The following is a 25,176-nucleotide window of genomic DNA, read 5'->3' as shown; positions in this document are numbered from 1 at the left end:
CATCTAAAATCAAGTTTTAAGACTTGTTCACAACCTGTGGAAAAAACTTCAGATTAGCTAAATCTTTTCCACACCCTTATTTTATCTTGTTTTTGATATTTTCGATTTCAAGTCGCAGGCTATCGTCAGTTTCGAGTCGGTTTTTGATTTTTCCATGCGCGTGAATGACTGTTGTATGGTCTTTGCCGCCAAATTCTCGTCCGATTTTTGGTAGGCTATTGTCTGTTAGTTCACGGGCTAGATACATGGCTACCTGTCTAGCCAAAACGATATTTTGGACTCGACGACTTCCCTTCATTTCCTTGACACTGACGCCATAGAAATTGCCGACCTCAGACTGGATTTTTTCAATCGGAATGACTGTTACCTGACTAGAGTCCTGCTTGCGAGCTCGAATGGCTTCAGCAGCGATGTCAATCGTAATTTCCTTGAGATTGCGGACTCTTGCAATGAGCGTAATATCATTGAGCGCCCCTTCTAGGTCACGGACATTCGAGTCAAATTGTCCGGCGAGGTACTCCAAAGTATCATTAGGGAAAATATAGTCCAGATTTTCGATTTTGTTTCGGAGGATGGCAATCCGCGTTTCAAAATCAGGTGGTGTAATATTTTGAGTGAGCCCCCATTTGAAGCGCGTGACTAAGCGCTCTTCCAAATTATCAAGATGATCAGGACTGCGGTCGCTGGTCAGCACAATCTGCTTGTTATCGCCATGAAGGGCGTTAAAAGTATTGAAAAATTCTTCTTGGGTAGAGACTTTTTTTCCGCCAAGAGACTGGATATCATCAATCAAGAGCAAATCCAAGCTCCGATAGATTTTTTTGAAATTATCCATGTCACCGAGTCTCAGATGCTCCAGAAAGTCATTGATAAAGGTTTCTGCCGGAATATATTTTACACGCGCATCAGGAATATTTTCCAAAATTTGATTGCCGATAGCATTTAGTAAGTGGGTTTTTCCTAGACCTGGACCACCATAGATAAATAGGGGATTATAAGTAGTCGCTAGGTTTTCAGACACAGCCAAGGCTGCTGCTTTAGCCCAGATATTCCCGTCCCCTTGTACAAAATTATCAAATGTATATTTAGCTTTTAATCCAGTATCAATGGGCGGTAAACTTGGTCGAAATGGAGTTTTTTCAGCCTGTTCCTCCAGCTGATATTTGGAAACAAGGTCATGTCCTGCTTCTTCAAAGACGTATTTAGCCGTAATTTGATCGTTAAAAATTTCAAAGCCAGCTGTAAGGATAACGCCCACTAAGTTTTGCTCCCAAAACAGCTGTTTGACTGGGCTATCAAGAAAGATAGTGGCCTGATTATTTTCAATGGCTATCAATTTTGCTTCTGCAACAAAAAAATCATAGGTTGTCTGTTTTAGTTGAGCAGCTGAAAGTTCTAAAATTCTTCGCCAAAATTCTTGCTCTTTGGTCATTGCCTCCTCCTTTTCAAAAAATTATTCTCTATGTCGACTCTCATTTTAACATAAATCGCCCAAGTTTTCCACAACTTGTGGAGAAAAATTAACAATGTTCATAAGACTTATCCACAGATTGTGGATTACATGTAAAATCCTTATTTTTCAACCATTTAGGCTGCTTTTAAAGGTGGAAAAGTTTGTTAGTTTGAAAAAAGAAAATAACAGCCCTATTTCAGGCTGTTTATAATTCTTTGGTACTCTTCCTCATTTTCAAAAGGAATAATGATCTTTCCTTTTGAAGGATTTTTTAAGTGAATAGTGACATTGAGGCCAAGGATTTTTTTCAGTTTTTCTTCTTCTGAATGGGCAAAAATTTCTTTGTTCTTCTTAGTTTTTGCCTTTTTAGTCTTTTGTAATGAAAGTTCAAGAGCACGAACGGATAAATTATCTTGAATGATTTTGTCCAGCCAAAAGACTTGTTCTTCCTTTTTGAGTGGAATGAGGAGACGAGCATGCCCTTGCGAAATCATTTCCTCTTTGACAGCGTCCATCATAAAAGCTGGCAGCTGTAACAAGCGGACAAGATTACTGATGTAAGGCCGAGATTTTCCCATGATTTTTGCAATTTCTTCATGGGTCAATCCTTTCTCAATCAGATGCTGATAGGATTCCGCTTCTTCAATCGGATTGAGATCTTCTCTTTGCAAATTCTCGATGATGGCTTGCTTCATCATGTCATCGTCAGATAGGTCTTTAATGAGGGCAGGAATGTTTTCTAAGCCAGCAATCTTAGCAGCTCGGAATCGTCTTTCACCTGCTAAAATTTCGTAACCAAATAAGGAAGATTTTCTCAAAATAATGGGCTGGATAATTCCATTTTCTTTAATAGAAGCTGCCAATTCATTTATTTTTTCTTGAGAAAAGCTTTTTCTAGGCTGATAAGGATTGGTTCGAATGTCTTTTAGTGGTATGTATTGATAATTTTCCATTTGTATATAGCATAACACACCTTTACGATCGTGTAAAGGTGTGTTGACAATTATGTAAAGGATTAGTTGTCACTTAAGTCCTGGGTTGATTTGGTCAATTTAATTGTTGTAGTAGCCTCTTTACCATCCCTAAAGTAAGTCACTTTCAAGTCATCTCCCAGAGAATGTCTGTAGAGAGCAGATTGTAAATCACTGGTTGACTCAACATCCTTATCGTCAACTTTTGTGATGACATCGTATTTCTGAAGTTTATTTTCAGCAGGCATTCCTTCTTGCACAGAGCGGACAAGGATACCTGATTTTACAGATGAAGGCAGACGTAATTTTGCTAAGTCAGAAGTGGCGATATTAGATAAATCGAGCATTTGGATACCCAGAGCAGGACGAGTTACTGTTCCAGTTTTTTCTAATTGCTTGATAATGTTGACAACATCGTTTGATGGGATTGCAAAGCCCATGCCTTCTACAGCAGTTTGACCATTGTGAGAGATTTTGCTGGACGTAATACCGATAACTTGCCCTTGGATATTGATGAGTGGGCCACCAGAGTTACCAGGGTTGATAGCAGCATCTGTTTGCAAGGCAGTCGTGGAAATATTTTGGCCGTCTTCAGATTGGAGAGTTACATTTCTGCCTAAACTAGAGATGATTCCTTGTGTAACAGAGTTAGCGTATTCTGTTCCGAGAGGGCTTCCGATGGCAATAGCAGTTTCTCCTACTGTCAGGGAGTTGGAATCTCCAAATTCAGCTACATCTTTCACCTTTTCAGAGCTAATTCTTACTACAGAAATATCAGAATAAACATCTGATCCTACCACTTCACCAGGAACCTTATTACCATCTGCTAGTAGAATATCGGGATTTTTTGCTCCATTTAGAACGTGAGTATTGGTAACAAGGTAGGCATATTTTCCTTCCTTCTTATAAATAACACCAGATCCCTCACTAGCTACTTGAGGATCACTGGTTGATTCATTATTGATCACTCCTTCTTGATTAGAACCTGTATAAGTAATCACTGATACAACTGCGTTTTGAACCTTTTTTACAGCCTTTGTGGTATCGGTTGTGTTTTTATAAGACGTTGATACAGTGGTCTTTGAGCTAGAAGGACCAATATTAGCCATTTTATTATTAAGAAATGCAGTGGTTAAATTTCCTAGGCTTCCGCCAATAAATCCTACAACTAAAACGATAAAAAGCAACAAAGATTTTTTAAAGAAATTTGAAGCGTTTTTCATATTTTCCTCCTTGATTACAATTGATGAAATTATAGAAATCTATTCTTAATTATAACTTAAAATTCACAAGTTTTCCACAACTTGTGGAAAACTTATAAAAAATGTTGATGGAGGTTAGAAAATACATAGATTCAACAAGTTTTCCATAAAAAACTGATGTGAATAAAGTGTGAAATCCATGTGGATATGATAGAATGGAAATATGAAAATAAAGCTTGTAACTGTTGGAAAATTAAAAGAAAAGTATCTCAAGGATGGGATTGCTGAATATGCTAAACGTCTGAGTCGATTTTCTAAGTTAGAAATTGTAGAATTAGCAGACGAAAAAACACCAGATAAGGCCAGTGAGCTAGAAAATCAGCAAATCCTCGAAAAAGAAGGAAGTCGGATTTTAGCAAAAGTCTCTGAACGAGAATTCGTGGTTGCTCTAGCTATTGAAGGAAAGCAATTTCCTTCAGAAGAGTTTAGTTCTATCTTGAGCGACATCACAGTTCGTGGCTTTTCTGATATTACATTTGTGATTGGTGGCAGCTTGGGTCTGTCTCCTGCTGTCAAAAAAAGAGCTAATCTACTGATGAGTTTTGGAAAATTGACCCTGCCTCATCAATTGATGCGTCTTGTTTTGGTAGAGCAGATTTACCGGGCTTTCATGATTCAACAAGGGAGTCCCTACCATAAGTAAATCTTGACGATACTAGATTTTTCTGATAGAATGAAAAGGTATCGGTCTCATAGCTCAGCTGGATAGAGCATTCGCCTTCTAAGCGAACGGTCGCAGGTTCGAATCCTGCTGGGATCATAATATACACTATTCAGACACGAAAAATTTCGTGTTTTTTTATTATATTTTTTGAGAAAACGACATTTCAGGAATAAAAAATGACATTTCAGGGAAAGATGACAGATTATTTGAAATTTTATTTATAATAGATCTTGTAAGGTAACACTTACGAAAAAATGTTTAGGAGAATCTAATATGAAAAATACTCAGAAAAACTTTAAAACAATCGCTCAATTCCCAGTCTTGAATGAAAAAGAACTTAAAGAAGTTCTTGGAGGAGATTTAAGAAATATCTTCTTAAAAATTAAATTTAAGAAAAAATAACATTGATAACTGAGGAAATGGAATTATGTTTGAATTATTTTTTTGGATATTGCAAGCCGCCATTGAAGTATATTTCACTATTGTTATATATGAAAAGATAAATAAAGTAAAATCTAGTTTTTACTTTACTTTTCTGTGTGCTATAGTCTTAATTTTATTACCATTACTCATATTAAATTTAGAATCTATATTTTCTTTGTCAAGGCATGTTCTGTATTTTATTTTACTACTGATTTATCCTCTTTTTTTCTACAGATATTTTTATAAAAAAGAGAAGTTATCAACTCTTTTCTCTATATTTCTATCTCTTCTCCTTTATTTAACAGTTCAGTCTTCTACTACCTTTTTTTCCGTCATTATTTCCTCAATTACAGGGGATTCATTTGTAAAAGATAATTGGGTTGTCTTTTATATCATGATAAACAGTATCTCTGTTCTATTTATGCTTAAGTTTATCGACTACTTACCATTTTACGCATGTGATTTTAAAGAGGAGGTCTTTAAAAAGACAATTAAGAGAATTAATATTTTTTATGTTATAGATATTTTCATTTTAAATGTTTCTCATTGGTTAAGTGAAGACGATCATTTTAATAGTTTTAGCAGTATGCTAGCGACTATTTGTTTCTTGATCTTTATGACAACTCTTTTCTATTTGAAGGCAATTCGGGAAAAGTATGAAAAAGAAGAGGAGATTCGACAAAGAGAATTGGAACAGTTGCAGCTGCAGCAGTATACAGATGAAATTGTTTCTCTCTATAATGAAATTCGTGGTTTTCGTCATGATTATGCCGGCATGCTGACTAGCTTTCAAATGGCCATCAATACGCAAGATATCAAGGAAATTGAAAAAATATATCAAGAAGTTTTAGTTGATGCAAATTTAAAATTACGCTCGGATAAATACACTTATTTTGATTTGAACAATGTTGGCGACTCAGCTCTCCGAAGCGTTATGACGGAGACTTTATTCAAGGCGCGTGAACACCAGATTGATTTGACATTCGAAGTCAAAGATCCTGTTGAGAAATTACCGATTAAGTTATTAGATGTGGTAAGAATGGCTAGTATATTGCTAAACAATGCTGTTGAAGGCGCAATCGAAAGCTATGAAAAAATGATTCATGTGACTTTAGTTCAACTCGATACGGAAATCATTTTTGTTGTAAAAAATTCCCGCAAGCAAAGGAAATTAGATTTAGAAGAAATTTATGAACCAGAGTTCTCAACGAAAGGTTATCGAAGAGGACTAGGTTTAAATAATCTGAAAGAAATTTTAGAGAATTATGAATATATCATGCTAGATACAGAAATAAGTAAGTATGATTTCACCCAAGTATTAACAATTAAAAGAAGGAATAGTTTATGAGAATCTTAGCATTAGAAGATACCTTAGCCCACCAACTCCGTATGGAAAAAACTTTAGCAGAGATTGCTGAAGAAATGGGGCTCGATATCCAGGTAAAAATCACAGGAAAAATTCAGGAATTTAAGGACTACGTCGAAAATGAAGATGTCAATCAGATTTATTTTCTGGATATAGATATTAAAGGGGAAGAGACCAAAGGACTGGAGGTCGCTCGTTTTATTCGTCATCATAATCCATATGCTATTATTGTCTTTGTAACTTCAAAATCAGAGTTTGCGACCATGACTTTCAAATACAAGGTATCAGCTCTTGATTTTATTGACAAGGATATTAACGATGATTCGTTTAAAAAACGTATAAAAGAGTGTATCATTTATACGAAAAATACCTTAATTACAAACACCAACATGGTTGATTATTTTGAATACAGCTATCGAGGCAATGATGTGCGCGTGCCATTTAATGATATTTTGTATATCGAAACCTCAAGCTCCTCTCATAAGTTACGGATGGTCGGAAAAAACTTTATAAAAGAATTTTATGGAACGATTGCCAGTGTTCAAGAACAGGATGAGAAAACCCAACGTTTCTTTGCTTCCCATAAATCTTTCTTAGTCAATATCGATAATATCTGTGATTATGATAAGAAAACAAAGGAAATTATATTTTATGAAGGCCGTCGTTGCCCTGTTTCTAGGCTAAGAACAAAACATTTAAAAGAAATTTTAAAAAATAAATAAAAAACTGTTGACAAAGATTCAAAACCTGATATAATAGAATATGTTCTGAAAAGAACATAGATGGTCCGTTGGTCAAGGGGTTAAGACACCGCCTTTTCACGGCGGTAACACGGGTTCGAATCCCGTACGGACTATACTATCCGCCATAGCTCAGTTGGTAGTAGCGCATGACTGTTAATCATGATGTCGTAGGTTCGAGTCCTACTGGCGGAGTAAAAGAGTTTCAGGTATGCGAATTACCAATAATGAAGAGAGGACAATTGTCCTCTTTTTTTGTATGATATCAGGCAGAAATTTGATAAGTTTGATATAATAATTTTAGAAAATATGTTCAAGAGGTTTCTTATGAAATCATTAAAATTTCAATCTGTTTTTGACATTATCGGGCCTGTCATGATTGGCCCTTCCAGCAGTCATACTGCAGGGGCTGTGCGTATCGGTAAGATCGTATCCTCTATTTTTGATGATACACCAACCGAGGTTGAATTCCAGCTTTTTAATTCCTTTGCAAAGACTTATCGCGGGCATGGAACAGATTTGGCTCTGGTAGCAGGTATTTTAGGAATGGATACGGATGATCCTGAAATTCCTAATAGCCTTGAAATTGCCTATAAACGTGGTATCAAGATTGTTTGGACTATTCAGAAAGATAGCAATGCTCCTCATCCAAATACGACAAAAATCACGGTTAAAAACGCCCATAAAAGCATCAGTGTAACGGGTGTGTCCATCGGTGGTGGAAATATTCAGGTGACTGAGTTAAATGGCTTCTCAGTCTCTCTCAGCATGAATACGCCAACCATTATCATCGTCCACCAAGATGTTCCAGGTATGATTGCCCATGTAACGGAGGCTCTGTCCCGCTACAATATCAATATTGCTCAAATGACGGTGACTAGAGAAAAAGCGGGCGAGAAAGCGATTATGATCATTGAGGTGGATAGTCGTAGTTGCGAAGAGGCTATCGAAGAGATTCGGAAAATTCCCCATCTTCACAACGTCAATTTCTTTAAATAGGAGAAGAGATGTTTTATTCAATAAAAGAATTAGTTGAGCAGGCTGATTTAGATTTTAATGGCAATGTTGCTGAATTAATGATTGCGACCGAATATGAATTGACGGGTCGGGAAAGAGACGAAGTTTTACGTCTGATGAGTCGAAATCTTGAGGTGATGAAAGCCTCAGTCCTTCTTGGGCTTGACGAGAGTAAGTCTCGCAGCGGATTGACCGGTGGAGACGCAGCCAAGCTACACTATTATATCCAGTCGGGGAAGGCCTTGTCAGATTATACTGTGCTGACTGCTGCAAAAAATGCCATTGCTGTCAATGAACACAACGCTAAAATGGGGCTGGTTTGTGCAACTCCTACGGCAGGCAGTGCTGGCTGTCTGCCAGCAGTCCTTACATCAGCGATTGAAAAACTAGATTTGACAGAGGAACAGCAATTAGACTTTTTGCTGGCTGCTGGTGCTTTTGGCTTGGTTATTGCCAATAACGCTTCTATTTCCGGTGCAGAAGGAGGCTGTCAAGCTGAGGTGGGCTCCGCTTCTGCTATGAGCGCAGCTGCCCTGGTTTTGGCTGCTGGTGGCTCTGCTTTTCAGGCGAGTCAAGCTATCTGTTTTGTCATCAAAAATATGTTGGGCTTGATTTGTGACCCAGTAGCTGGTCTGGTAGAAGTTCCTTGTGTCAAAAGAAATGCTATGGGAGCTAGCTACGCCTTTATCGCAGCGGATATGGCTTTGGCCGGAATCGAGTCCAAAATACCTGTTGACGAAGTCATTGATGCCATGTACCAAGTAGGCTCTAGCCTGCCTACTGCTTTCAGGGAAACGGCTGAAGGAGGGCTAGCTACAACTCCTACCGGCCGTAGACTTTCAAAAGAAATTTTTGGAGAATAAATAGTATCTTTGAGCAAGAAAAAATGACTAGATATTCTAGTCATTTTTTCTTATTTTAGTAAGCCCAAGCAGATAGTCCTTGTGCACTGTAAGCACGGTAAGCTGCTTGAATTTGATCTTCAACAGTTGCGGTAGATCCCCAACCTGGCATTGTTTGGAAAAGACCACTTGCTCCTGATGGGTTGTAGGCATCCACTTGGCCGTTAGATTCGCGGGCAATGATGTTTTCCCATGTAGATGCAGACACTCCTGTCATTTCAGCCATGCGAGCAGCTGCGTAAGAACCTACAGCACCTGGAGTATTACCATTTGCGAGTACGACGTCTGATGAATAGGCAGAGTAGTCTGAAGTTGCAGTAACTGCAGGAGTTTCTGTCGTTACTGGAGTTTCCGTAGCTACTGGGGCAGCTGGAGTTACTGGAGCTGGGACTGCTGGTGTCGCTGGTGAGACAGCAGGTGCTGATGTTGTTTGTTTTGCAACATCTTTCAAATCACCCAATTCCAAAACTTGTCCAGTCATGATAAAATCTGGATTTGAAATTTTGTTTAATTCTACCAAACGTTCAACAGTTGTTTTTTTACTTTCAGCGATTTCTGATAAGGTATCTCCAGCTTTTACTGTATAAGATTCAGCACTAGCAACAATAGTTGATGCAAATAGTGTTGCTGTAGCAATCGTTCCTGCTAGAGTCAATTTTTTCACTTTCATACTCATTTTAAAAGTTTTCTCCTTTAGTTATAATACTATCATACACATTAAATATTACTAAAAGATTACATTTTAAGCACGAATATTACAAAAATATTGAGATTTACACATAAAAATATTATTTTAAAAGGATTTTTAGTGTATTTCATTAGATCTTTAACAAAAATATTGCTATCAAACTTATACTATTCTCTATTTTTTTAAGATAAAGAGCAAGATACCAATCAGGAAAATAGAGAGAAGAGCAAGATTGTCAATCATTTTCCAAGAAAGTTGTCGATAGCGGCTTCTTCCTTCACCACCACTATAGCCACGCGCTTCCATTGCGATAGCTAAGGCGTCTGCCCGCTTGAAACTAGAAGCAAATAAGGGAATTAAGATTGGAATGATTGATTTAACCTTTTGAACAATCGTTCCTTCGCCAAAATCAACTCCTCGAGCTCTCTGAGCATTCATAATTCTCGTAGTGTCATCCATTAAAGTCGGTACGAAACGCAGGCTCATAGACAGCATGAGGCCAATTTCATGTGTAGGAACTTTAAAGACTTTAAGTGGTTTTAGTAGAGCTTCCACTGCATCTGAAAGGCTGAGTGGCGTTGTGGTTAAAGTCAGAAGGGTTGAAAAGAAAATAATCAAAACAAAACGGCTAAAGATAATCCCCGCTTGAGAAAGACCAAATTCTGTAATTTTAATGAAACCAAATTGGAAAAGTACCTTGCCTCCCCCCGTCAGAAAGAGCTGGAAGAGGGTAGTAAAGGCAATAATGAAAACCATTGATTGAATGCCCTTTAGAAAGAAGGTCAAAGGAACTTTTGAGAGAAAAATCAGAGTAAAAACGAAAACAAATAACAGCAAATTAGTGATGAGATTGTTGGCCCAGAAAATTAATAAGATAAAGAAGAACATGGCCACTAATTTACTACGCGGATCCAATCGATGGATGACCGAATTTCCTGGGATATACCGTCCTAAAATCAATTTATCCATGTAGCATCTCCTTAAATTCCTCAATTGTAATTGGATAATGAGAAAATTTCATTCCTTTTTCAGCTAATTCTTGGGCAAATTTCGTGATTTTAGGCACTCCTAGCTGAATCTTTTCCATAAAATCGATATCTTGAAAAACCTGAGCAGGCTGACCGCTTTTGACGACGCGCCCCTTTTCCAACACATAGACTGTATCGGCAAAATTTGCTACATCATCCATTAAATGGGTTACAAGGACAATGGTCATTCCAGCTTGATGTAGTTTTTTAAAGAGTCCCATCAATTCCTTGCGTCCTGCTGGATCAAGTCCGGCCGTTGGCTCATCCAAAACCAAGATGTCAGGTTCCATTGCTAGGATTCCGGCAATGGCAACCCTTCTCATCTGCCCGCCAGAAAGTTCAAAAGGACTGCGGTCAAATAGTTCTTCAGAAATGCCGACAAGGCTTAATTTTTCACGCGCTAAAGCCTCGGCTTCTTCCTTAGAGATACCAAAATTTTGTGGGCCAAAGGCCACATCTTTCAAAACAGTCTCATCAAAAACTTGACTTTCAGCAAACTGAAAGACCAAACCAACCTGTTTACGAACTTGTTTGATGTCCTTGTTGACAGAATTTGAAGTGATGGTAACATTGTTGACTTGCACGCTGCCCTCACTAGGAGTCAGCAAGCCATTCAAGAGCTGTAAAATGGTTGATTTTCCGCTACCAGTGTGCCCAATCAAAGCCGTATAGCTACCATCTTTGATTTCCAAATCAACTTCAAAAAGCGCTGGACCCTCAAATGGAGTTCCAGCCTGATAGGTATAACTGACTTTATTTAGAGTAATTCCCATAATTGTTCCTGCAATTCTTTTTCAGTTAAATAGGTTTCTGGCAGAGTTAGCCCAGTTTGAATCATGGCAGCTTTGACCTGGTTGACAAAGGGTTGATCCAAGCCCAAGTCTTCCAAATCAGGTCTGGAAAAGAGTTCTCTTGGTGTAGCGGTTGACTCAACTTGACCATTTTTCATAACGAGGACACGGTCACTCAGCGAAATCTCGTCCAAATCGTGGGTAATAGAGATGACTGTTAAATGATTCTTATCTTTAATTTCCTTGACAGTCCGAATCAATTCCAGTCGTCCTTCTGGGTCCAACATACTGGTTGCTTCATCCAAGATGATAATATCTGGCTGGAGCGCGACTACGCCAGCAATAGCAACTCTTTGCTTCTGTCCGCCAGAAAGTCGAGCAGGTTCTCTCTCTTTAAAATTCTGCATGCCGACTAGCTCCAGAGCTTCATGGACGCGTTTTACCATCATGGGATAATCCATGCCTTGATTTTCCAGACCAAAAGCAACGTCGTCCTCAACAGTTGCTCCAACAAACTGGTTATCAGGATTTTGAAAGACCATGCCGATTTGGCGACGTTTTTCCCAAACATTATCAGCCGTCAATTTATCTCCAGAAATGATAATATCGCCACTCTCGGCCTCCAAAAGACCGTCAATCAAACGAACCGTAGTCGATTTTCCGCTGCCATTGTGACCGACAATAGATAGCCATTCTCCTTGTTTCACGTGAAACGAGACGTCTTTTAAAATATAATCTTTAGACTTATGGTCATAACGATAACTAAGATTTTTTACTTCAATGATATTTTCCATATTATTTAAATGTATCTTTAAAGAGATAGGCACTGCCCTTGAAATAATCATAGCCAGAATAAATAGTGAAAATCAGGGCTATGTAAAGGAGAATCTGACCGAGTAAAGTCCAATGGAGCAGAAGAAAGAGGATGGCAAACATCTGCGTGAAAGTCTTGATCTTGCCTGGCATAGCGGCCGCTAGAACTGTTCCGCCAGTTTCCACTAAAAGAAGTCTCAAACCAGTGACAGCCAGCTCTCGGCAAATGATAATAGCTACCACCCAAGCAGGAGCCATTTTCATTTCAATCAGCATGATAAAAGCGGACATAACCAGCAGTTTATCGGCCATGGGATCGGCAAATTTCCCAAAATTGGTCACGACCTGCCACTTGCGCGCCAGATAGCCATCCAGGTAGTCTGTGATGCTGGCAAGGGCGAAAATGATTCCAGCTAGGATATGCATGGCTGGCGAATGCCCAAAAGTCAAAATCAAAATAAAGATTGGAATTAAGGCAATTCTGGCAAGGGTTAAAGCGTTGGGGATATTTTCTTTTTTCATCATTCTTCCTTTATGATTCAATTGTAAGGGTAATTATAGCACTGTCACTGGTCAAGGTAGATAGGTCTATTTTCTGACTGCCCACAGTGACAGTGACACCTTTCACAACTCCTAGAGTAATTGTATAAGTGGTATTGGGAGAGAGTGTCACTGTTTGGCTTGATTGGGTTGGAGTAAGGGTTGCCCCTGCTGCCAAATCTGTATTTGTTACACTAATCCAGCTTGAGGTATTGCTTGCTGAGATTGTTAACTGAGTAGTTTGCGACTCGCCACGATATTTTGCAGTTAAATAGTTTCCTTCTCCAGTGACTTCTAGTTTTTCTTTTGTTGAGCTAGAGTCTGTAGTGGAGGTCTCGGGTGGAGTTGAACGATCTTCGATACTTGAGCTCGAGACGAGGCTGTAACTATCGGAGCTGCTGAACTGCGGAGTAGTTGTATTTGCATATTGCCAAACGTAATAGGTAACAAAAATAATGATAGACAGGGCAACTACTAGGAAATAAAAGAGCGGAAGCGAGAAAGAACGATTTTTATATTTTCTGCTTCGAAATTCTTCGTTTTCAGCTAATTCAATTTCGTCATAAACGACAGTATTATCTGTGTCGTAGGCCTCTAAAAGAATTGTCTCGTCTAAATCCAGAGCCCAAGCATATTTTCGTAGCAGGCTACGGACGTAAAAGGCATTTGGAAATTTTTCGTATTGATTGTTTTCAAGAGCCTTTAGGTAGTCAGTTTTTATATCTGTTTTTTTGGCTGCATCTGCTAAAGTAAGTTTTTGATTTACTCGAGCAAGTCTGAGTACCTCTCCTATCGTTTTTTTCTCATAGGGATAGTCCTTTTCTCTTAGACATTATTCTAACAAAATTTTGAAATAAACTTGGAACTATTTTGGGAAAATAGTAAAATCTGTCATATCACACTGGTCGATAAAGCGACGTCCGACTTTTAAGACGTCATTTAGAGTGATATCCTGTAAAATCTTAGGTAAATCAAAAAGATTTTCACCTTTTAAATGCGGTTCATACTGGGTTGCCATGTATTCAAGAGAATTCAGACCATGCAGAAGATCTCCAAACATTTCACTTTTAATCGTGTCTAGATGTGTTTCTGTGACATCTGGATCTTGAGCAAACTTCCGAATGGCTGAGCGGAATTGATGAGAAATTCCTACGGGTTCCTGCGTGTCCATAGTTAGGATGACAAAGTGGAATTCCTTTTCCACCTCTACTTCAAGAGTGAGCGAATTGTCAATCTTGCCATTTTCATATAGGGTCTGGAAACGCTTGGAAGTCCAACCAAACATCATGGCAAAAAGTAGTTTCAGGGCAATTTTATAGCGATAAAGCTCTGTATCCTGTATCGCATCTTTGCCACGAATACCGATCGCCAACTTAGGACTGGCAACTTCCATCCGACTAGTAGCGGTTGGAATTACTGGCTGTAAGATGAGAGGTTTTTTTTCAATTACTGAAGTTAATAATTTAGGAGATAAGGTCTCTTGTGTTTGGACAATATCTTCAAAAGTGGACTCCAAGTCGAAATTACCAATGACAAATAAAGTCATATTGGACGGACGGTAGAAAAGCTCAAAGTTTTCTGTCAGATCTTCCACAGTAATATCCATGATTGACTCTGTCGTTCCGGCTATATCTTCTGCTAGTGGAGTTTGAGGATAGAGATTGCTCAAAGCACCAAAGAAGAGCCGATAATCTGGATCGTCTTGGTACATTTCGATTTCTTGCTGGATAATTCCTTGCTCACGCTGAACAGATGCTTCTGAAAAATTAGCTTGGGAAACGAGTTCCTGCAACAGCTTCAGATTTTCTGCTACACAGTTTGTCGTAGAAAACAGATAGCTGGTACGTGTAAAGCTTGTAAAGGCATTACTTTCTGCGCCAAATTTAGTAAATTCCAGCAGCAAATCCTCACCGTTTTCACGTTCGAATAATTTGTGCTCCAAAAAATGCGCAATCCCTGCTGGATAATGAGAAACTTGCTTTGTTTCACATGAAACAACCTTAGTATCAACAGAGCCAAAATGGGTTGAGATGATGCCGTAGGTTTCATTAAAATCATTTTTAGGGAGTAGGTAAACCTGCAATCCATTTGCTAGCACCGCCCGATAGATGCTTTCTCCCACGGCTATATAATTGATTTTTTCTAGACCTGGATTCTGCATTATTTCCCTTCCATAAAGTAAATCGCCTGTAATTTCAACTGCTGGGCTGCCTCTATAAGATCAGCTTTGCTGACATTTTCTAATGCTTTCAGCCAAGCCTCTAGTGACAGAAATTTTTTCCCTAGAACAGAGGACATGTAAGCACGCTCAATCAAGGTGTTTTGTCGATCCTGAGCCAGAAGTATTGAATTTTTCAGCATATTCTTGGTTTGTTCAAGTTCTTCATCTGTGAAATGCCCCCGCTTCAAATCTAGAATTTGGCGGTTGATTAAAGCGATGGTCTTTGTCCGATTTGCTCGGTCAATTCCAGCATAGATTCGCATCAAACCAGAAAAAATATCAAAATTGCTAGAAATGGTGTAGGCCAAACTCTCTTTTTCCCGAACATTGACAAAGAGTTTGGAGTGGGCAAATCCTCCTAATAAGCCATTCAAAACAATCAGTGGTAAGTGGCTGCGATCCCCATATTGACTAGAAAAATGGTAGGCCAGTTCAACAATCGACTGATTTACATCTCGCTGTTCCAGCTTTTCTCTAGTTATATTTGAATAGTTTTGCTGATAGCTAAGCTGTAAAGACTGCTCTCGTTCAGAAAACTGGAATTCTTGGATTTTCTCACGGACAGCAATCTCATTAAAATCACCGATGAAGAAAAAATCAATTTGATCCTGATTTAGCATTTGCTGAAAAGCAGTAAAACTAGTTTCAGCTGTTTCTTTTTCTACTAGCTCGATTGTTGCCACGCGTGGAATCCGCATTTCTGGTAAATCGTAAAATAAATTATTTAACTCTCTGTGAGCATGGTAGAAATGATTCTCAATTTCAGCTTCCAAGTCTGTTAAAACATTTCTCTTTTCAATTTCAAAGGTTTTAGTATCAAAAGCCTTTCCATTTGACAGAGGAAAAAAGAGACTAGCCTTCAAAAAATCTAGCATTTCATCTGCCAACATATTCTTACGGCTCAAGAATTGATCCCGCACGAAAGAAAGATTGATATCTAGATAATGCACTAATCCCCGTCGTGAAAGGCTTGTCGAGTAATTAGCACCGTATAAATTTGCTAATTTTTCTCGAAAGGCTTGCGATGTTGGATAAAGAGCATTTGAAGTCTCTAGCATACTGGCCGTAAGAACCCGCCCGGCTATTGTTTTTTCAGACATAGGAGCTGAAAATCGCACTTTAATTTTATTAGTTTTAAATTTTTCTGATTGAATGAAGTGAAGATGTACTCCTTTTATGATTTCCATTGCGCTCCTCATACCGAATAATATAGACTTCTATTATAACACGAAATGCTGTTTAATGCTTTGTAAGGATCGGCAATTTTAGTGATTAAAGCGTTTTCTATTTTTCTAGTAAAACTTGTCCTTGAATGAGACTACCACGGAACAGTTTCTGCTTAAATTATGATATAATGACAAGGATTGAGGTGAAATATGGAATATAAATTATTTGACGAATACATTACTCTACAGGCTCTCTTAAAAGAAGTCGGTATCATTCAAAGTGGCGGAGCAATCAAGTCCTTTTTAGCAGATAATCAGGTCTTTTTTAACGGCGAACTAGAAAATAGACGAGGGAAAAAACTTAGAATTGGAGATGTCGTCTCTCTCCCAAATCAGCAACTGGAGATCATCCTCCTTGCCCCAAGTCAGGAGGAAATCCTTGAACATCAAGTGGAGCAAGCAGAGAAAAAAAGAGTGGCAGACTTGGTTAAAGCCATGAATAAGGACTTGAAAAAATCTCAACCAGCAAAAAAAGAACAGAAGAAAAGAAAGCCCGAGCAGAGAAGCAAAAAAGCACCTGTTCGCTTTCCAGGAACCTAAGCCATGTGGTTAAAAACGCTGAAAATTAAACATTTTCGTAATTACCAAGCTGCAGAGGTTGATTTTGATCCTGGCCTTAATATCTTTCTGGGGCAAAATGCACAGGGGAAAACCAATATTCTAGAAGCCATCTATTTTTTAGCCCTTACTCGCAGTCACCGAACCCGAACCGATAAGGATTTGATTCATTTTCAAGAGAAAAATCTTCAAATTTCAGGAATCATTGAAAAAACAACGGGTAAAATCCCACTTGACATCGAGTTGACACCAAAGGGGAGAATCACCAAGATAAATCATTTAAAACAAGGGAAATTATCAGATTATATAGGGATTGTCAACGTTGTCTTGTTTGCTCCAGAAGATTTACAGCTCATTAAAGGCGCCCCTGCTTTGCGCCGAAAATTTATTGATATTGAGCTTGGGCAAATCAAGCCCATCTACCTTGCTGACTTATCTAGTTATAATCATGTGCTCAAGCAAAGAAATGCTTATCTTAAGGCCAATGATAAGATAGATGAAACCTTTCTCTCTGTTTTAGATGAGCAACTGATTGATTTTGGTTGTCGTGTCATGCAACATCGCTTAGACTTTATTGAAAAGCTAGAAGATTTTGCTCAGGAAAGCCATAGCGATATTTCTCAAGGGAAAGAGAAGTTGACAATCAAGTATGTATCATCTGTTCCGTTTTCATGTCTCGAAAATTTGGAAGCTTCTTTTCGATCAGCCTTATCAGAAAGTCGTAGACGCGATCTTTTCAAAAAGAATACAGGTGTCGGACCTCATCGAGACGATATCAACTTTTTTATCAATGATATGGATGCCGGATTTGGTAGCCAGGGCCAACATCGTAGCCTTGTCCTATCTCTCAAGTTAGCTGAAATCAAACTAATTGAAAGTCTTACGAAAGATACTCCAATATTATTGCTTGACGATGTAATGAGCGAACTTGACAACATGCGTCAATTAAAATTACTAGAAACTATCTCTCAAAATATCCAGACATTCATTACGACAACCAGCTTAGATCACTTACAAAATCTACCAGATGATATCAATATTTTTCAGATAAGTCAGGGTGTAATAAAGAAAGAAGAGAACCTTAACTTTACAAATAAGTAAAATAGTTGTAAATTTTATTTACAACTTTGTAAACTAAAAAACAGCCTTGTCAACTCCTTGACAAGGCTGTTTTTCTTTATAATTTTATTGGACAGAGTAGTTTGGAGCTTCATTGGTGATTTGTACATCGTGAGGGTGACTTTCTTTCAAACCAGCACCACTCATCTCAATAAATTGAGCATTTTCATGAAGTTCTTGCAGGTTAGCTGCACCGACATATCCCATACCAGAACGGATCCCGCCCAACATTTGGAAGACGATATCTGCAGCCGCTCCTTTATAAGCTACACGCCCTTCAATTCCTTCTGGAACTAGCTTATTAGCTTCATTGACAGAACCTTGGAAGTAGCGATCGCTGGAGCCTTTCTTCATAGCTGCGATAGAGCCCATTCCACGATAAGTTTTAAATTTACGTCCTTGGAAGATTTCAGTTTCACCTGGTGCTTCGTCTGTTCCAGCAAACATGGAGCCAAGCATAACTGCATTTCCACCTGCAGCAAGAGCCTTGACGATATCACCTGAATACTTGATTCCTCCATCAGCAATGATGGTTTTTCCATACTCACGCGCAACTGCAGCTGCATCGTAGATTGCTGTGACTTGTGGGACACCAACACCAGCAATGACACGAGTTGTACAGATAGATCCTGGTCCAATTCCGACTTTTACTACATCAACACCGGCATCAAAGAGGGCGCGTGCACCTTCAGCAGTTGCAATATTTCCGGCAATCAAAGTGCGATCTGGGAAGTGAGCACGAATTTCAGCAATTTTACGTAGAACGCCAGCTGAATGACCATGGGCTGTATCAATAACAATGGCATCTGCTCCTGCTTCAAAGAGGGCCTCTGCACGTTCAAATGTATCTGAAGTGACACCTACCGCACCAGCAACTAGCAGACGACCAAATTCATCTTTTGCTGCATTTGGAAATTCAATCACTTTTTCAATATCTTTAATGGTGATGAGGCCAGAAAGGCGACCGTTTTCATCTACTAAAGGTAGTTTTTCAATCCGGTGTTCTTGCAGAATTCTTTCAGCTGTTGCCAGATCAGTTCCGACTGGAGCTGTAACAAGATTTTCACTGGTCATGTGGTTGGAAATTGGTTGATTATAATCTGAAATAAAGCGTAAATCACGGTTAGTCAAGATACCGACTAATTTACGATTTTCCATCGTTTCAACCACTGGCACACCACTGATGCGGTATCGACCCATCAATTCATCTGCTTCAGCAATCGTATGATTAGGAGTCAGGAAGAATGGATCAATAATGACACCATTTTCAGAACGTTTTACCTTACGAACCTCATCAGCCTGCTGTGCAATAGACATATTTTTGTGGATGACACCTAAACCGCCGGCTCGGGCAATAGCAATCGCCATTTGACTTTCGGTAACTGTATCCATAGCCGCAGTAATAATTGGGATATTTAATTTTAAATTCTCAGCAAGTTTTGTACTTAAATCAGCATCATTTGGCAACACGTGACTTTCAGCTGGAATAAGCAATACGTCATCAAAGGTAAAACCTTTTTTCAAAAATTTAGTGTCCCAGTTAGACATCCACAGTTTCCTCTTTTCTTATATATTGAGCGGGGCTCGTATTTTTATTGTTAATATCATACCATTCTATAGGCATTTGTCAATGATTATTATGCAAAAATTAAAAACCATCTCTTTTTCAGGCAAAAGACGATGGTTTTTGATGTAATCTGCTATTATTGTTCGTTATTTAAAGTAATTAATTCCCATTGCATTTTTGACTTCTGACAGGGTTTGTCCAGCAACTTGTCGAGCACGTTCACTGCCTTCTTTCAGCATGTCATAGACTTGGCCCATGTCTTTTGCAAACTCTAGGCGACGCTCTCTGATTGGTCCTAATTCCCGCTCCAAAATCTCTAAGAGATAGCGTTTAGTTTTGACATCACCCAGACCACCACGTTGGTAGTGTTCTTTCATAGCCGCAATTTCAGCAGCATCTTCTTGCCGGCCAAAAACATCCAGATAATGGAACACCATATTACCTTCGATTTTTCCTGGATCTTCAACCTTGATGTGGTCGGGATCGGTGTACATACTCATAATCTTTTTCTTGAGAGTATCCATGTCATCCGCTAGATAAATCCCATTGTTCAATGATTTGGACATTTTAGCATTGCCATCAAGCCCTGGCAGACGACCAGCAGCTTCATTTTCTGGATAGATGCCTTCTGGCTCCACCAAAACTTCACAGCTATAGGCATGATTGAAAGAACGAACAATTTCACGTGTCTGCTCAATCATTGGTTTTTGATCATTTCCGACAGGTACATAATTTGCCTTAAAGGCTGTAATGTCAGCAGCTTGAGAGATAGGATAAACCAAAAATCCAGTTGGGATACTTTCTCCAAAACCTTTCTGAGCAATTTCTGTCTTGACAGTCGGATTGCGCTCTAAACGAGCTAAAGACACCAAATTCATGTAATACATTGACAGTTCTGCCAACTCTGGAATTTGACTCTGGATGAAAATAGTTGCTTTTTGGGGATCCAGTCCAGCTGCCAGATAGTCTAAGGCTACATTGCCAATTGATTCTACAATTGTTTGTGGATCTTTCGCATGGTCTGTTAGAGCTTGTTGATCCGCCAGAAAAACAAACATCTCATACTTGTCTTGATTTTGTAAAAGGACACGGTTACGTAGACTTCCGACATAATGACCAATATGTAATTTTCCAGTCGGACGGTCTCCGGTTAAAATAATGGGTTTTGTCATTGCTTGCTCCTCAATTAGTATTGCTCTTATTATATCATTTTCAAAGAAAATGCGGAAGAAGCTAGAAGAAAAAAGAAGAATAGCAGTTTAAAAAGCAATTACTTGACAATATGTTTACAGCATATTTACAAGATTTACGGCATATTTATCTCTTAAAATAGTTTTTTGTCCTATAATAATTTGAAAAAAGAAGAATTTTCTAGTAAAATGGAGGAGATTACATATATAGGAGAAAATCATTGCTTACAGTATCTGATGTGTCACTGCGTTTCAGTGATCGAAAATTATTTGATGAAGTAAATATTAAATTTACAGAAGGAAATACCTATGGTTTGATTGGAGCTAATGGTGCGGGTAAGTCCACCTTCTTGAAAATTTTAGCTGGAGATATTGAGCCGACGACAGGCCATATTTCTTTAGGTCCAGATGAGCGACTGTCTGTTTTGCGTCAAAATCACTTTGACTATGAGGATGAGCGAGCCATTGATGTTGTTATCATGGGGAATGAGCACCTTTACAATATCATGAAGGAAAAAGATGCCATCTATATGAAGCCTGACTTTTCTGACGAGGATGGGGTTCGAGCGGCTGAGCTGGAAGGTGAATTTGCTGAGTTGGGTGGCTGGGAAGCTGAAAGCGAAGCTTCTCAATTGCTACAAAACCTAAACATTCCAGAAGACTTGCATTACCAAAATATGAGTGAATTGACGAACGGCGACAAGGTTAAGGTTCTTCTTGCCAAGGCTCTTTTTGGTAAACCTGATGTCTTGCTTCTAGACGAGCCGACCAATGGTTTGGATATCCAGTCTATCACTTGGTTGGAAGATTTCTTGATTGATTTTGACAATACAGTTATTGTCGTATCCCACGACCGTCACTTCTTAAATAAAGTTTGTACGCATATGGCTGACCTTGATTTTGGTAAAATCAAACTTTATGTCGGAAATTATGATTTCTGGAAAGAATCAAGTGAATTGGCAGCTAAGTTACTCGCTGACCGAAATGCTAAGGCAGAAGAAAAAATCAAGCAATTGCAAGAGTTTGTGGCTCGCTTCTCTGCCAATGCTTCCAAGTCCAAACAGGCAACATCTCGCAAAAAGATGCTGGATAAGATTGAATTGGAAGAAATTGTTCCGTCAAGCCGGAAATATCCATTTATCAGCTTTAAAGCTGAGCGTGAAATCGGGAACGATCTCTTGACAGTAGAAAATCTTTCTGTCAAGATTGACGGCGAGACTATTCTTGACAATATCAGCTTTATCCTGCGTCCTGGCGATAAGACAGCTTTGATTGGACAAAATGATATCCAGACAACTGCCTTGATTCGTGCCTTGATGGGAGATATTGACTATGAAGGAACTGTCAAGTGGGGCGTTACAACCAGTCGTTCTTATTTGCCAAAAGATAATTCTCGCGACTTTGCGGGTGGTGAATCTATTCTTGATTGGCTCCGTCAATTTGCTAGCAAGGAAGAGGATGATAATACCTTCCTTCGCGGTTTCTTGGGTCGGATGCTCTTCTCTGGCGATGAAGTTAACAAGTCTGTCAACGTCTTGTCAGGTGGAGAAAAAGTTCGGGTTATGCTGTCTAAACTGATGCTTCTCAAGTCAAATGTTTTGGTCTTGGACGATCCAACCAATCACTTGGATTTGGAATCTATTTCTAGTCTTAATGATGGTTTGAAGAACTTTAAAGAGTCAATCATTTTTGCCAGCCATGACCATGAGTTTATTCAAACCTTGGCCAACCATATCATCGTTCTCTCAAAAAATGGTGTGATTGACCGCATTGACGAAACTTATGATGAATTTTTGGAAAATCAAGAAGTTCAGGCAAAAGTCAAAGAACTTTGGAAAGATTAATAAGTTGTCAACATAAGTTGACAGAAGTTTACAGAGGCATGAAACAACGTTTCGGCCTCTTTCTCTATAAGAAACATGGAAAAAATCAGATATTTTTTTAAGAAAAATTGGCTTTATTTAGCTTCCTTCACCTTACCTTTTCTCATTATGTGTTTCGTTTATCTGAGTCAAGGTATTTACTGGGGAAGCGATACTTCGCCGTTACTTGGAGACGGCTTCCATCAGTATGTCGTATTTGATACGACATTGAGGAATATCCTTCATGGAACGGATAGTCTTTTTTACACATTTTCAAGTGGATTAGGGCAAAATTTTTATGCTCTCTCCAGCTATTATCTAGGAAGTTTCCTTTCCCCCTTCGTCTACTTTTTCGATTTAAAATCAATGCCGGATGCGGTCTACTTGTTTACTCTTATCAAGTTTGGTTTGATTGGCTTGACAACTTGTATTAGTATTAAAGGGATATTTAAAAAAATTCCAGAAACACTAATCTTGATTCTGTCAACTTCCTTTGCCTTGATGAGTTTCTCAGTCAGTCAACTAGAAATTAAAACTTGGTTAGATGTATTTATACTAGTACCCCTTATCATATTTGGTTTACAAAAGTTGATGAATGGACAAGGGAGAGTTTTATACTTTACAAGCTTGTCAATTCTCTTTATCCAAAATTATTATTTTGGTTACATGATGGCTCTGTTTTTAGTTCTTTGGTATCTCGTTCAGCTTTCTTGGGACTTTAAGGCCAGAATTCGGTTTTTTCCTGATTTTGCTATCGTGTCAATATTAGCAGGGCTTACTAGTCTAATTATGATTTTGCCGACTTATCTAGATCTGAGTTCACATGGTGAGACCTTGACAAAGGTTGAAGGCTTGTTTACTGAGAAAAGTTGGTATCTAGATATTTTTGCTAAAAATTTTATAGGAAGTTTTGATACAACTAAGTATGGCTCCATTCCTATGATTTATGTTGGTTTATTTCCTCTTATTTTAAGTATCTTATTTTTCACGATAAAAAGTATTAAGCTTCGCGTGAAACTGGCCTACATTTTTTTGATTGGCATTTTTATAGTGAGTTTTCGACTGCAGTATTTGGATTTGCTTTGGCAAGGAATGCATGCGCCAAATATGTTTTTACATCGCTATTCTTGGCTCTTTTCTCTTCTTATCATTTTGATGGCTGCAGAAACGCTCAATCGTTTGGAGGAGGTAAAATGGCGACAAGTATTCCTTAGCTTTCTACTCATTTCTTTTGGTTTTCTAGCCACTTTGCATTATAGAAAACACTATGATTTTCTTGGTCCCGAAAATTACATTTTTACTTTAGAGTTTTTCTTTGCCTATCTCTTAATCAGTTTTGCTTTTATTCGTTATCACGTTAGGCAAAGGATGTTTACAATATCCTTACTGTTTTTTGTGGTTTTTGAGCTTACTTTAAACGCTTATTATCAGGTTGATGGAATTGCTAAAGAATGGGTTTTTGCAAGTCGTTCATCCTATTCGAAAAAGATGAATGAAATTGACAGTCTTGTCAAGTATAGTGAGAAAGAAAAAAGAGATTTCTTCCGAACAGAGAGGCTTGATCCCCAGACTGGGAATGACAGTATGAAATTTAATTATAATGGAATTTCTCAATTCTCATCAGTCAGGAACACGCAAGCTAGCTCGACGTTAGATAAGTTAGGTTTTAAATCAGCAGGAACTAACCTTAATCTCCGCTATCAAAATAATAGCATTTTGATGGATAGCCTTTTTGCTGTAAAGTATAACTTGTCTGAAACAGATCCGCAGAAATTTGGTTTTTCTGCAGATAAGACTGAGCGATCAATGACATTGTATGAAAATAATTATGCTTTGGGTTTGGCTTTCTTAACCAATGATGTTTACAAAGATGTCAATTTCACTAATTTAACGCTCGACAATCAGACAGCCTTTTTAAATCAATTATCAGGGTTGAAGCATAAATATTATGAGCGAATTTCTATAGCTGGCAATGAGGAAGAAACTGAAGGGAAAGTAACTGCAAGCATCGAAAATGACGCTCAATTAAGCTATGCTAGCGTCACTTACACAATTGAGGTGCCTGCGGGTAGTCAAGTCTATGTCAACCTTTCAGATCTTGATTTTTCAAACGATAATCAGACGGATGTCAATATCACTGTAAATGGAATCACGAATCGTTACCCGACCCATAATGTTTTTCCATTTTTGAATATTGGCTACTTTAAGGAAGCACAGACGGTTTCTATCCAATTTTCTTTCCCAGAGAATCGAACTGTCTCTTTTAACCAGCCAGAGTTTTTCTCTGTGGATGTAAATAAATATCAGCAACTCATAAGTAAATTGAAAGAACAAGAGGTTTCTGTGACGACAAAATCCAATACGGTAACGGTTGATTATCACGCGGATAGAGATAGTTCTCTCTTTTTCACCATTCCTTATGATAAGGGCTGGACAGCTAGTGTAGATGGCAAGAAGGTACCGTTAAAACGTGCGCAGAATGGTTTTATGAAACTTGATGTGAACAGAGGAGCAGGTAGAGTTACTTTATCATTTGTTCCAAGGGGATTAAAGGAAGGAACTGCAGCTTTCATTTTAGGAATAGTTTTATTTTTCTTCTATGATAGAGTTCGATTTAAATGGAGCAAAAAACATATAGATAGTTCAGCATAGGCTTTACATCATCAAAAAAGCTTTATAATATATGTCTGTTTTTACAAGTTCTTCAATAGTCTGTAATATAATTCATCAAAGTAATAAAGTTCTGTAATACTTTTGCTTTAGGATAGATATATC

23 protein-coding genes and 3 tRNA genes are annotated in these 25,176 nt (G+C 38.4%); 13 read left to right on the top strand and 13 right to left on the bottom strand.

What is annotated here, in order from left to right; genetic code table 11:
* Window positions 1-76 precede the first annotated feature (76 nt).
* The 3 genes from dnaA to htrA all read right to left on the bottom strand — a co-directional run bounded on the left by dnaA (window position 77) and on the right by htrA (window position 3,647).
* Window positions 77-1,432 (bottom strand): chromosomal replication initiator protein DnaA, encoded by a 1,356-nt coding sequence (gene dnaA, locus HMPREF9960_RS03370; protein WP_005591378.1) that lies wholly within the window; start codon window positions 1,430-1,432, stop codon window positions 77-79.
* A gap of 212 nt (window positions 1,433-1,644) precedes the next feature.
* Entirely contained in the window at window positions 1,645-2,406 is a 762-nt protein-coding gene (locus tag HMPREF9960_RS03365; RefSeq protein WP_005591379.1) for a ParB/RepB/Spo0J family partition protein, read from the bottom strand.
* Window positions 2,407-2,468: 62 nt separating this feature from the next.
* Entirely contained in the window at window positions 2,469-3,647 is a 1,179-nt protein-coding gene (gene htrA, locus HMPREF9960_RS03360; RefSeq protein ID WP_005591380.1) for a serine protease HtrA, read from the bottom strand.
* A 202-nt stretch (window positions 3,648-3,849) separates the two neighbouring features.
* On the opposite strand from htrA, the gene rlmH reads away from it, so the two are divergent.
* The 9 genes from rlmH to sdaAA all read left to right on the top strand — a co-directional run bounded on the left by rlmH (window position 3,850) and on the right by sdaAA (window position 8,759).
* A complete protein-coding gene (gene rlmH / locus HMPREF9960_RS03355; RefSeq protein ID WP_005591381.1) occupies window positions 3,850-4,329 on the top strand; it encodes a 23S rRNA (pseudouridine(1915)-N(3))-methyltransferase RlmH in 480 nt (159 codons plus the stop codon).
* A gap of 43 nt (window positions 4,330-4,372) precedes the next feature.
* Window positions 4,373-4,446 (top strand) — tRNA-Arg (locus HMPREF9960_RS03350).
* A gap of 177 nt (window positions 4,447-4,623) precedes the next feature.
* Window positions 4,624-4,752, top strand: coding sequence for a bacteriocin (locus HMPREF9960_RS03345; protein WP_005591382.1), 129 nt, complete (start codon window positions 4,624-4,626; stop codon window positions 4,750-4,752).
* Between the two features lie 22 nt (window positions 4,753-4,774).
* A complete protein-coding gene (locus HMPREF9960_RS03340) occupies window positions 4,775-6,121 on the top strand; it encodes a sensor histidine kinase (RefSeq protein WP_376738740.1) in 1,347 nt (448 codons plus the stop codon).
* Window positions 6,118-6,861 carry a competence system response regulator transcription factor ComE gene (gene comE / locus HMPREF9960_RS03335; RefSeq protein WP_005591384.1) on the top strand — a complete coding sequence of 248 codons (744 nt, stop codon included), beginning with the start codon at window positions 6,118-6,120 and terminating at the stop codon, window positions 6,859-6,861. Before HMPREF9960_RS03340 ends, comE begins: the two co-directional genes overlap by 4 nt.
* 62 nt (window positions 6,862-6,923) lie before the next feature.
* A tRNA-Glu gene (locus HMPREF9960_RS03330) sits at window positions 6,924-6,995 on the top strand.
* A 5-nt stretch (window positions 6,996-7,000) separates the two neighbouring features.
* Window positions 7,001-7,074, top strand: a tRNA-Asn gene (locus tag HMPREF9960_RS03325).
* A 132-nt stretch (window positions 7,075-7,206) separates the two neighbouring features.
* Window positions 7,207-7,878 carry an L-serine ammonia-lyase, iron-sulfur-dependent subunit beta gene (gene sdaAB, locus HMPREF9960_RS03320; protein ID WP_005592070.1) on the top strand — a complete coding sequence of 224 codons (672 nt, stop codon included), beginning with the start codon at window positions 7,207-7,209 and terminating at the stop codon, window positions 7,876-7,878.
* A gap of 8 nt (window positions 7,879-7,886) precedes the next feature.
* Complete coding sequence (gene sdaAA / locus HMPREF9960_RS03315) at window positions 7,887-8,759, top strand: L-serine ammonia-lyase, iron-sulfur-dependent, subunit alpha (protein WP_005591386.1); 873 nt, start codon at window positions 7,887-7,889, stop codon at window positions 8,757-8,759.
* 55 nt (window positions 8,760-8,814) lie between these two features.
* Here the strand turns inward: sdaAA and HMPREF9960_RS10755 are convergent, their stop codons facing one another.
* From HMPREF9960_RS10755 to yfmF, 8 genes are all read right to left on the bottom strand, one after another.
* Window positions 8,815-9,474, bottom strand: a complete 660-nt coding sequence (locus HMPREF9960_RS10755) for a LysM peptidoglycan-binding domain-containing protein (protein WP_005591387.1) — start codon at window positions 9,472-9,474, stop codon at window positions 8,815-8,817.
* A gap of 186 nt (window positions 9,475-9,660) precedes the next feature.
* Complete coding sequence (locus tag HMPREF9960_RS03305; RefSeq protein WP_005591388.1) at window positions 9,661-10,455, bottom strand: energy-coupling factor transporter transmembrane component T family protein; 795 nt, start codon at window positions 10,453-10,455, stop codon at window positions 9,661-9,663.
* Window positions 10,448-11,287 carry an energy-coupling factor ABC transporter ATP-binding protein gene (locus tag HMPREF9960_RS03300; protein ID WP_005591389.1) on the bottom strand — a complete coding sequence of 280 codons (840 nt, stop codon included), beginning with the start codon at window positions 11,285-11,287 and terminating at the stop codon, window positions 10,448-10,450. Before HMPREF9960_RS03300 ends, HMPREF9960_RS03305 begins: the two co-directional genes overlap by 8 nt.
* Window positions 11,272-12,099 carry an energy-coupling factor ABC transporter ATP-binding protein gene (locus tag HMPREF9960_RS03295; protein WP_005591390.1) on the bottom strand — a complete coding sequence of 276 codons (828 nt, stop codon included), beginning with the start codon at window positions 12,097-12,099 and terminating at the stop codon, window positions 11,272-11,274. Before HMPREF9960_RS03295 ends, HMPREF9960_RS03300 begins: the two co-directional genes overlap by 16 nt.
* Window position 12,100: 1 nt before the next feature.
* On the bottom strand, window positions 12,101-12,640 hold the full coding sequence (gene pgsA / locus HMPREF9960_RS03290; RefSeq protein WP_005592114.1) for a CDP-diacylglycerol--glycerol-3-phosphate 3-phosphatidyltransferase: 540 nt from the start codon (window positions 12,638-12,640) through the stop codon (window positions 12,101-12,103).
* Window positions 12,641-12,650: 10 nt separating this feature from the next.
* Window positions 12,651-13,451, bottom strand: coding sequence for a helix-turn-helix domain-containing protein (locus tag HMPREF9960_RS09970; RefSeq protein WP_080561895.1), 801 nt, complete (start codon window positions 13,449-13,451; stop codon window positions 12,651-12,653).
* A 72-nt stretch (window positions 13,452-13,523) separates the two neighbouring features.
* The gene (yfmH, locus tag HMPREF9960_RS03285; RefSeq protein ID WP_005591393.1) at window positions 13,524-14,819 is read right to left on the bottom strand and encodes an EF-P 5-aminopentanol modification-associated protein YfmH; all 1,296 of its coding nucleotides are present in this window, start codon (window positions 14,817-14,819) and stop codon (window positions 13,524-13,526) included.
* Window positions 14,819-16,066: an EF-P 5-aminopentanol modification-associated protein YfmF gene (gene yfmF, locus HMPREF9960_RS03280; RefSeq protein WP_005592115.1), complete on the bottom strand. Its 1,248-nt coding sequence runs from the start codon at window positions 16,064-16,066 to the stop codon at window positions 14,819-14,821. Before yfmF ends, yfmH begins: the two co-directional genes overlap by 1 nt.
* Window positions 16,067-16,255: 189 nt before the next feature.
* Between yfmF and yaaA the strand changes: the two genes are divergently transcribed.
* Window positions 16,256-16,645, top strand: a complete 390-nt coding sequence (yaaA, locus tag HMPREF9960_RS03275; RefSeq protein WP_005591395.1) for a S4 domain-containing protein YaaA — start codon at window positions 16,256-16,258, stop codon at window positions 16,643-16,645.
* Between the two features lie 3 nt (window positions 16,646-16,648).
* Window positions 16,649-17,764: a DNA replication/repair protein RecF gene (recF, locus tag HMPREF9960_RS03270; RefSeq protein ID WP_005591396.1), complete on the top strand. Its 1,116-nt coding sequence runs from the start codon at window positions 16,649-16,651 to the stop codon at window positions 17,762-17,764.
* A gap of 84 nt (window positions 17,765-17,848) precedes the next feature.
* Here the strand turns inward: recF and guaB are convergent, their stop codons facing one another.
* Together guaB and trpS are read right to left on the bottom strand one after the other, a co-directional pair.
* Window positions 17,849-19,330, bottom strand: coding sequence for an IMP dehydrogenase (gene guaB / locus HMPREF9960_RS03265; protein ID WP_005591397.1), 1,482 nt, complete (start codon window positions 19,328-19,330; stop codon window positions 17,849-17,851).
* Between the two features lie 165 nt (window positions 19,331-19,495).
* On the bottom strand, window positions 19,496-20,521 hold the full coding sequence (gene trpS, locus HMPREF9960_RS03260; protein WP_005591398.1) for a tryptophan--tRNA ligase: 1,026 nt from the start codon (window positions 20,519-20,521) through the stop codon (window positions 19,496-19,498).
* Window positions 20,522-20,760: 239 nt separating this feature from the next.
* On the opposite strand from trpS, the gene HMPREF9960_RS03255 reads away from it, so the two are divergent.
* Both HMPREF9960_RS03255 and HMPREF9960_RS03250 read left to right on the top strand, forming a co-directional pair.
* A complete protein-coding gene (locus HMPREF9960_RS03255; RefSeq protein ID WP_005591399.1) occupies window positions 20,761-22,383 on the top strand; it encodes an ATP-binding cassette domain-containing protein in 1,623 nt (540 codons plus the stop codon).
* Window positions 22,384-22,458: 75 nt separating this feature from the next.
* Window positions 22,459-25,053 carry a YfhO family protein gene (locus HMPREF9960_RS03250; RefSeq protein WP_005591400.1) on the top strand — a complete coding sequence of 865 codons (2,595 nt, stop codon included), beginning with the start codon at window positions 22,459-22,461 and terminating at the stop codon, window positions 25,051-25,053.
* Window positions 25,054-25,176: the final 123 nt, after the last annotated feature.

Source organism: Streptococcus cristatus ATCC 51100, assembly GCF_000222765.1.
Lineage (GTDB): Bacteria > Bacillota > Bacilli > Lactobacillales > Streptococcaceae > Streptococcus > Streptococcus cristatus.
This window is presented reverse-complemented; position numbering and strand designations above follow the sequence as displayed.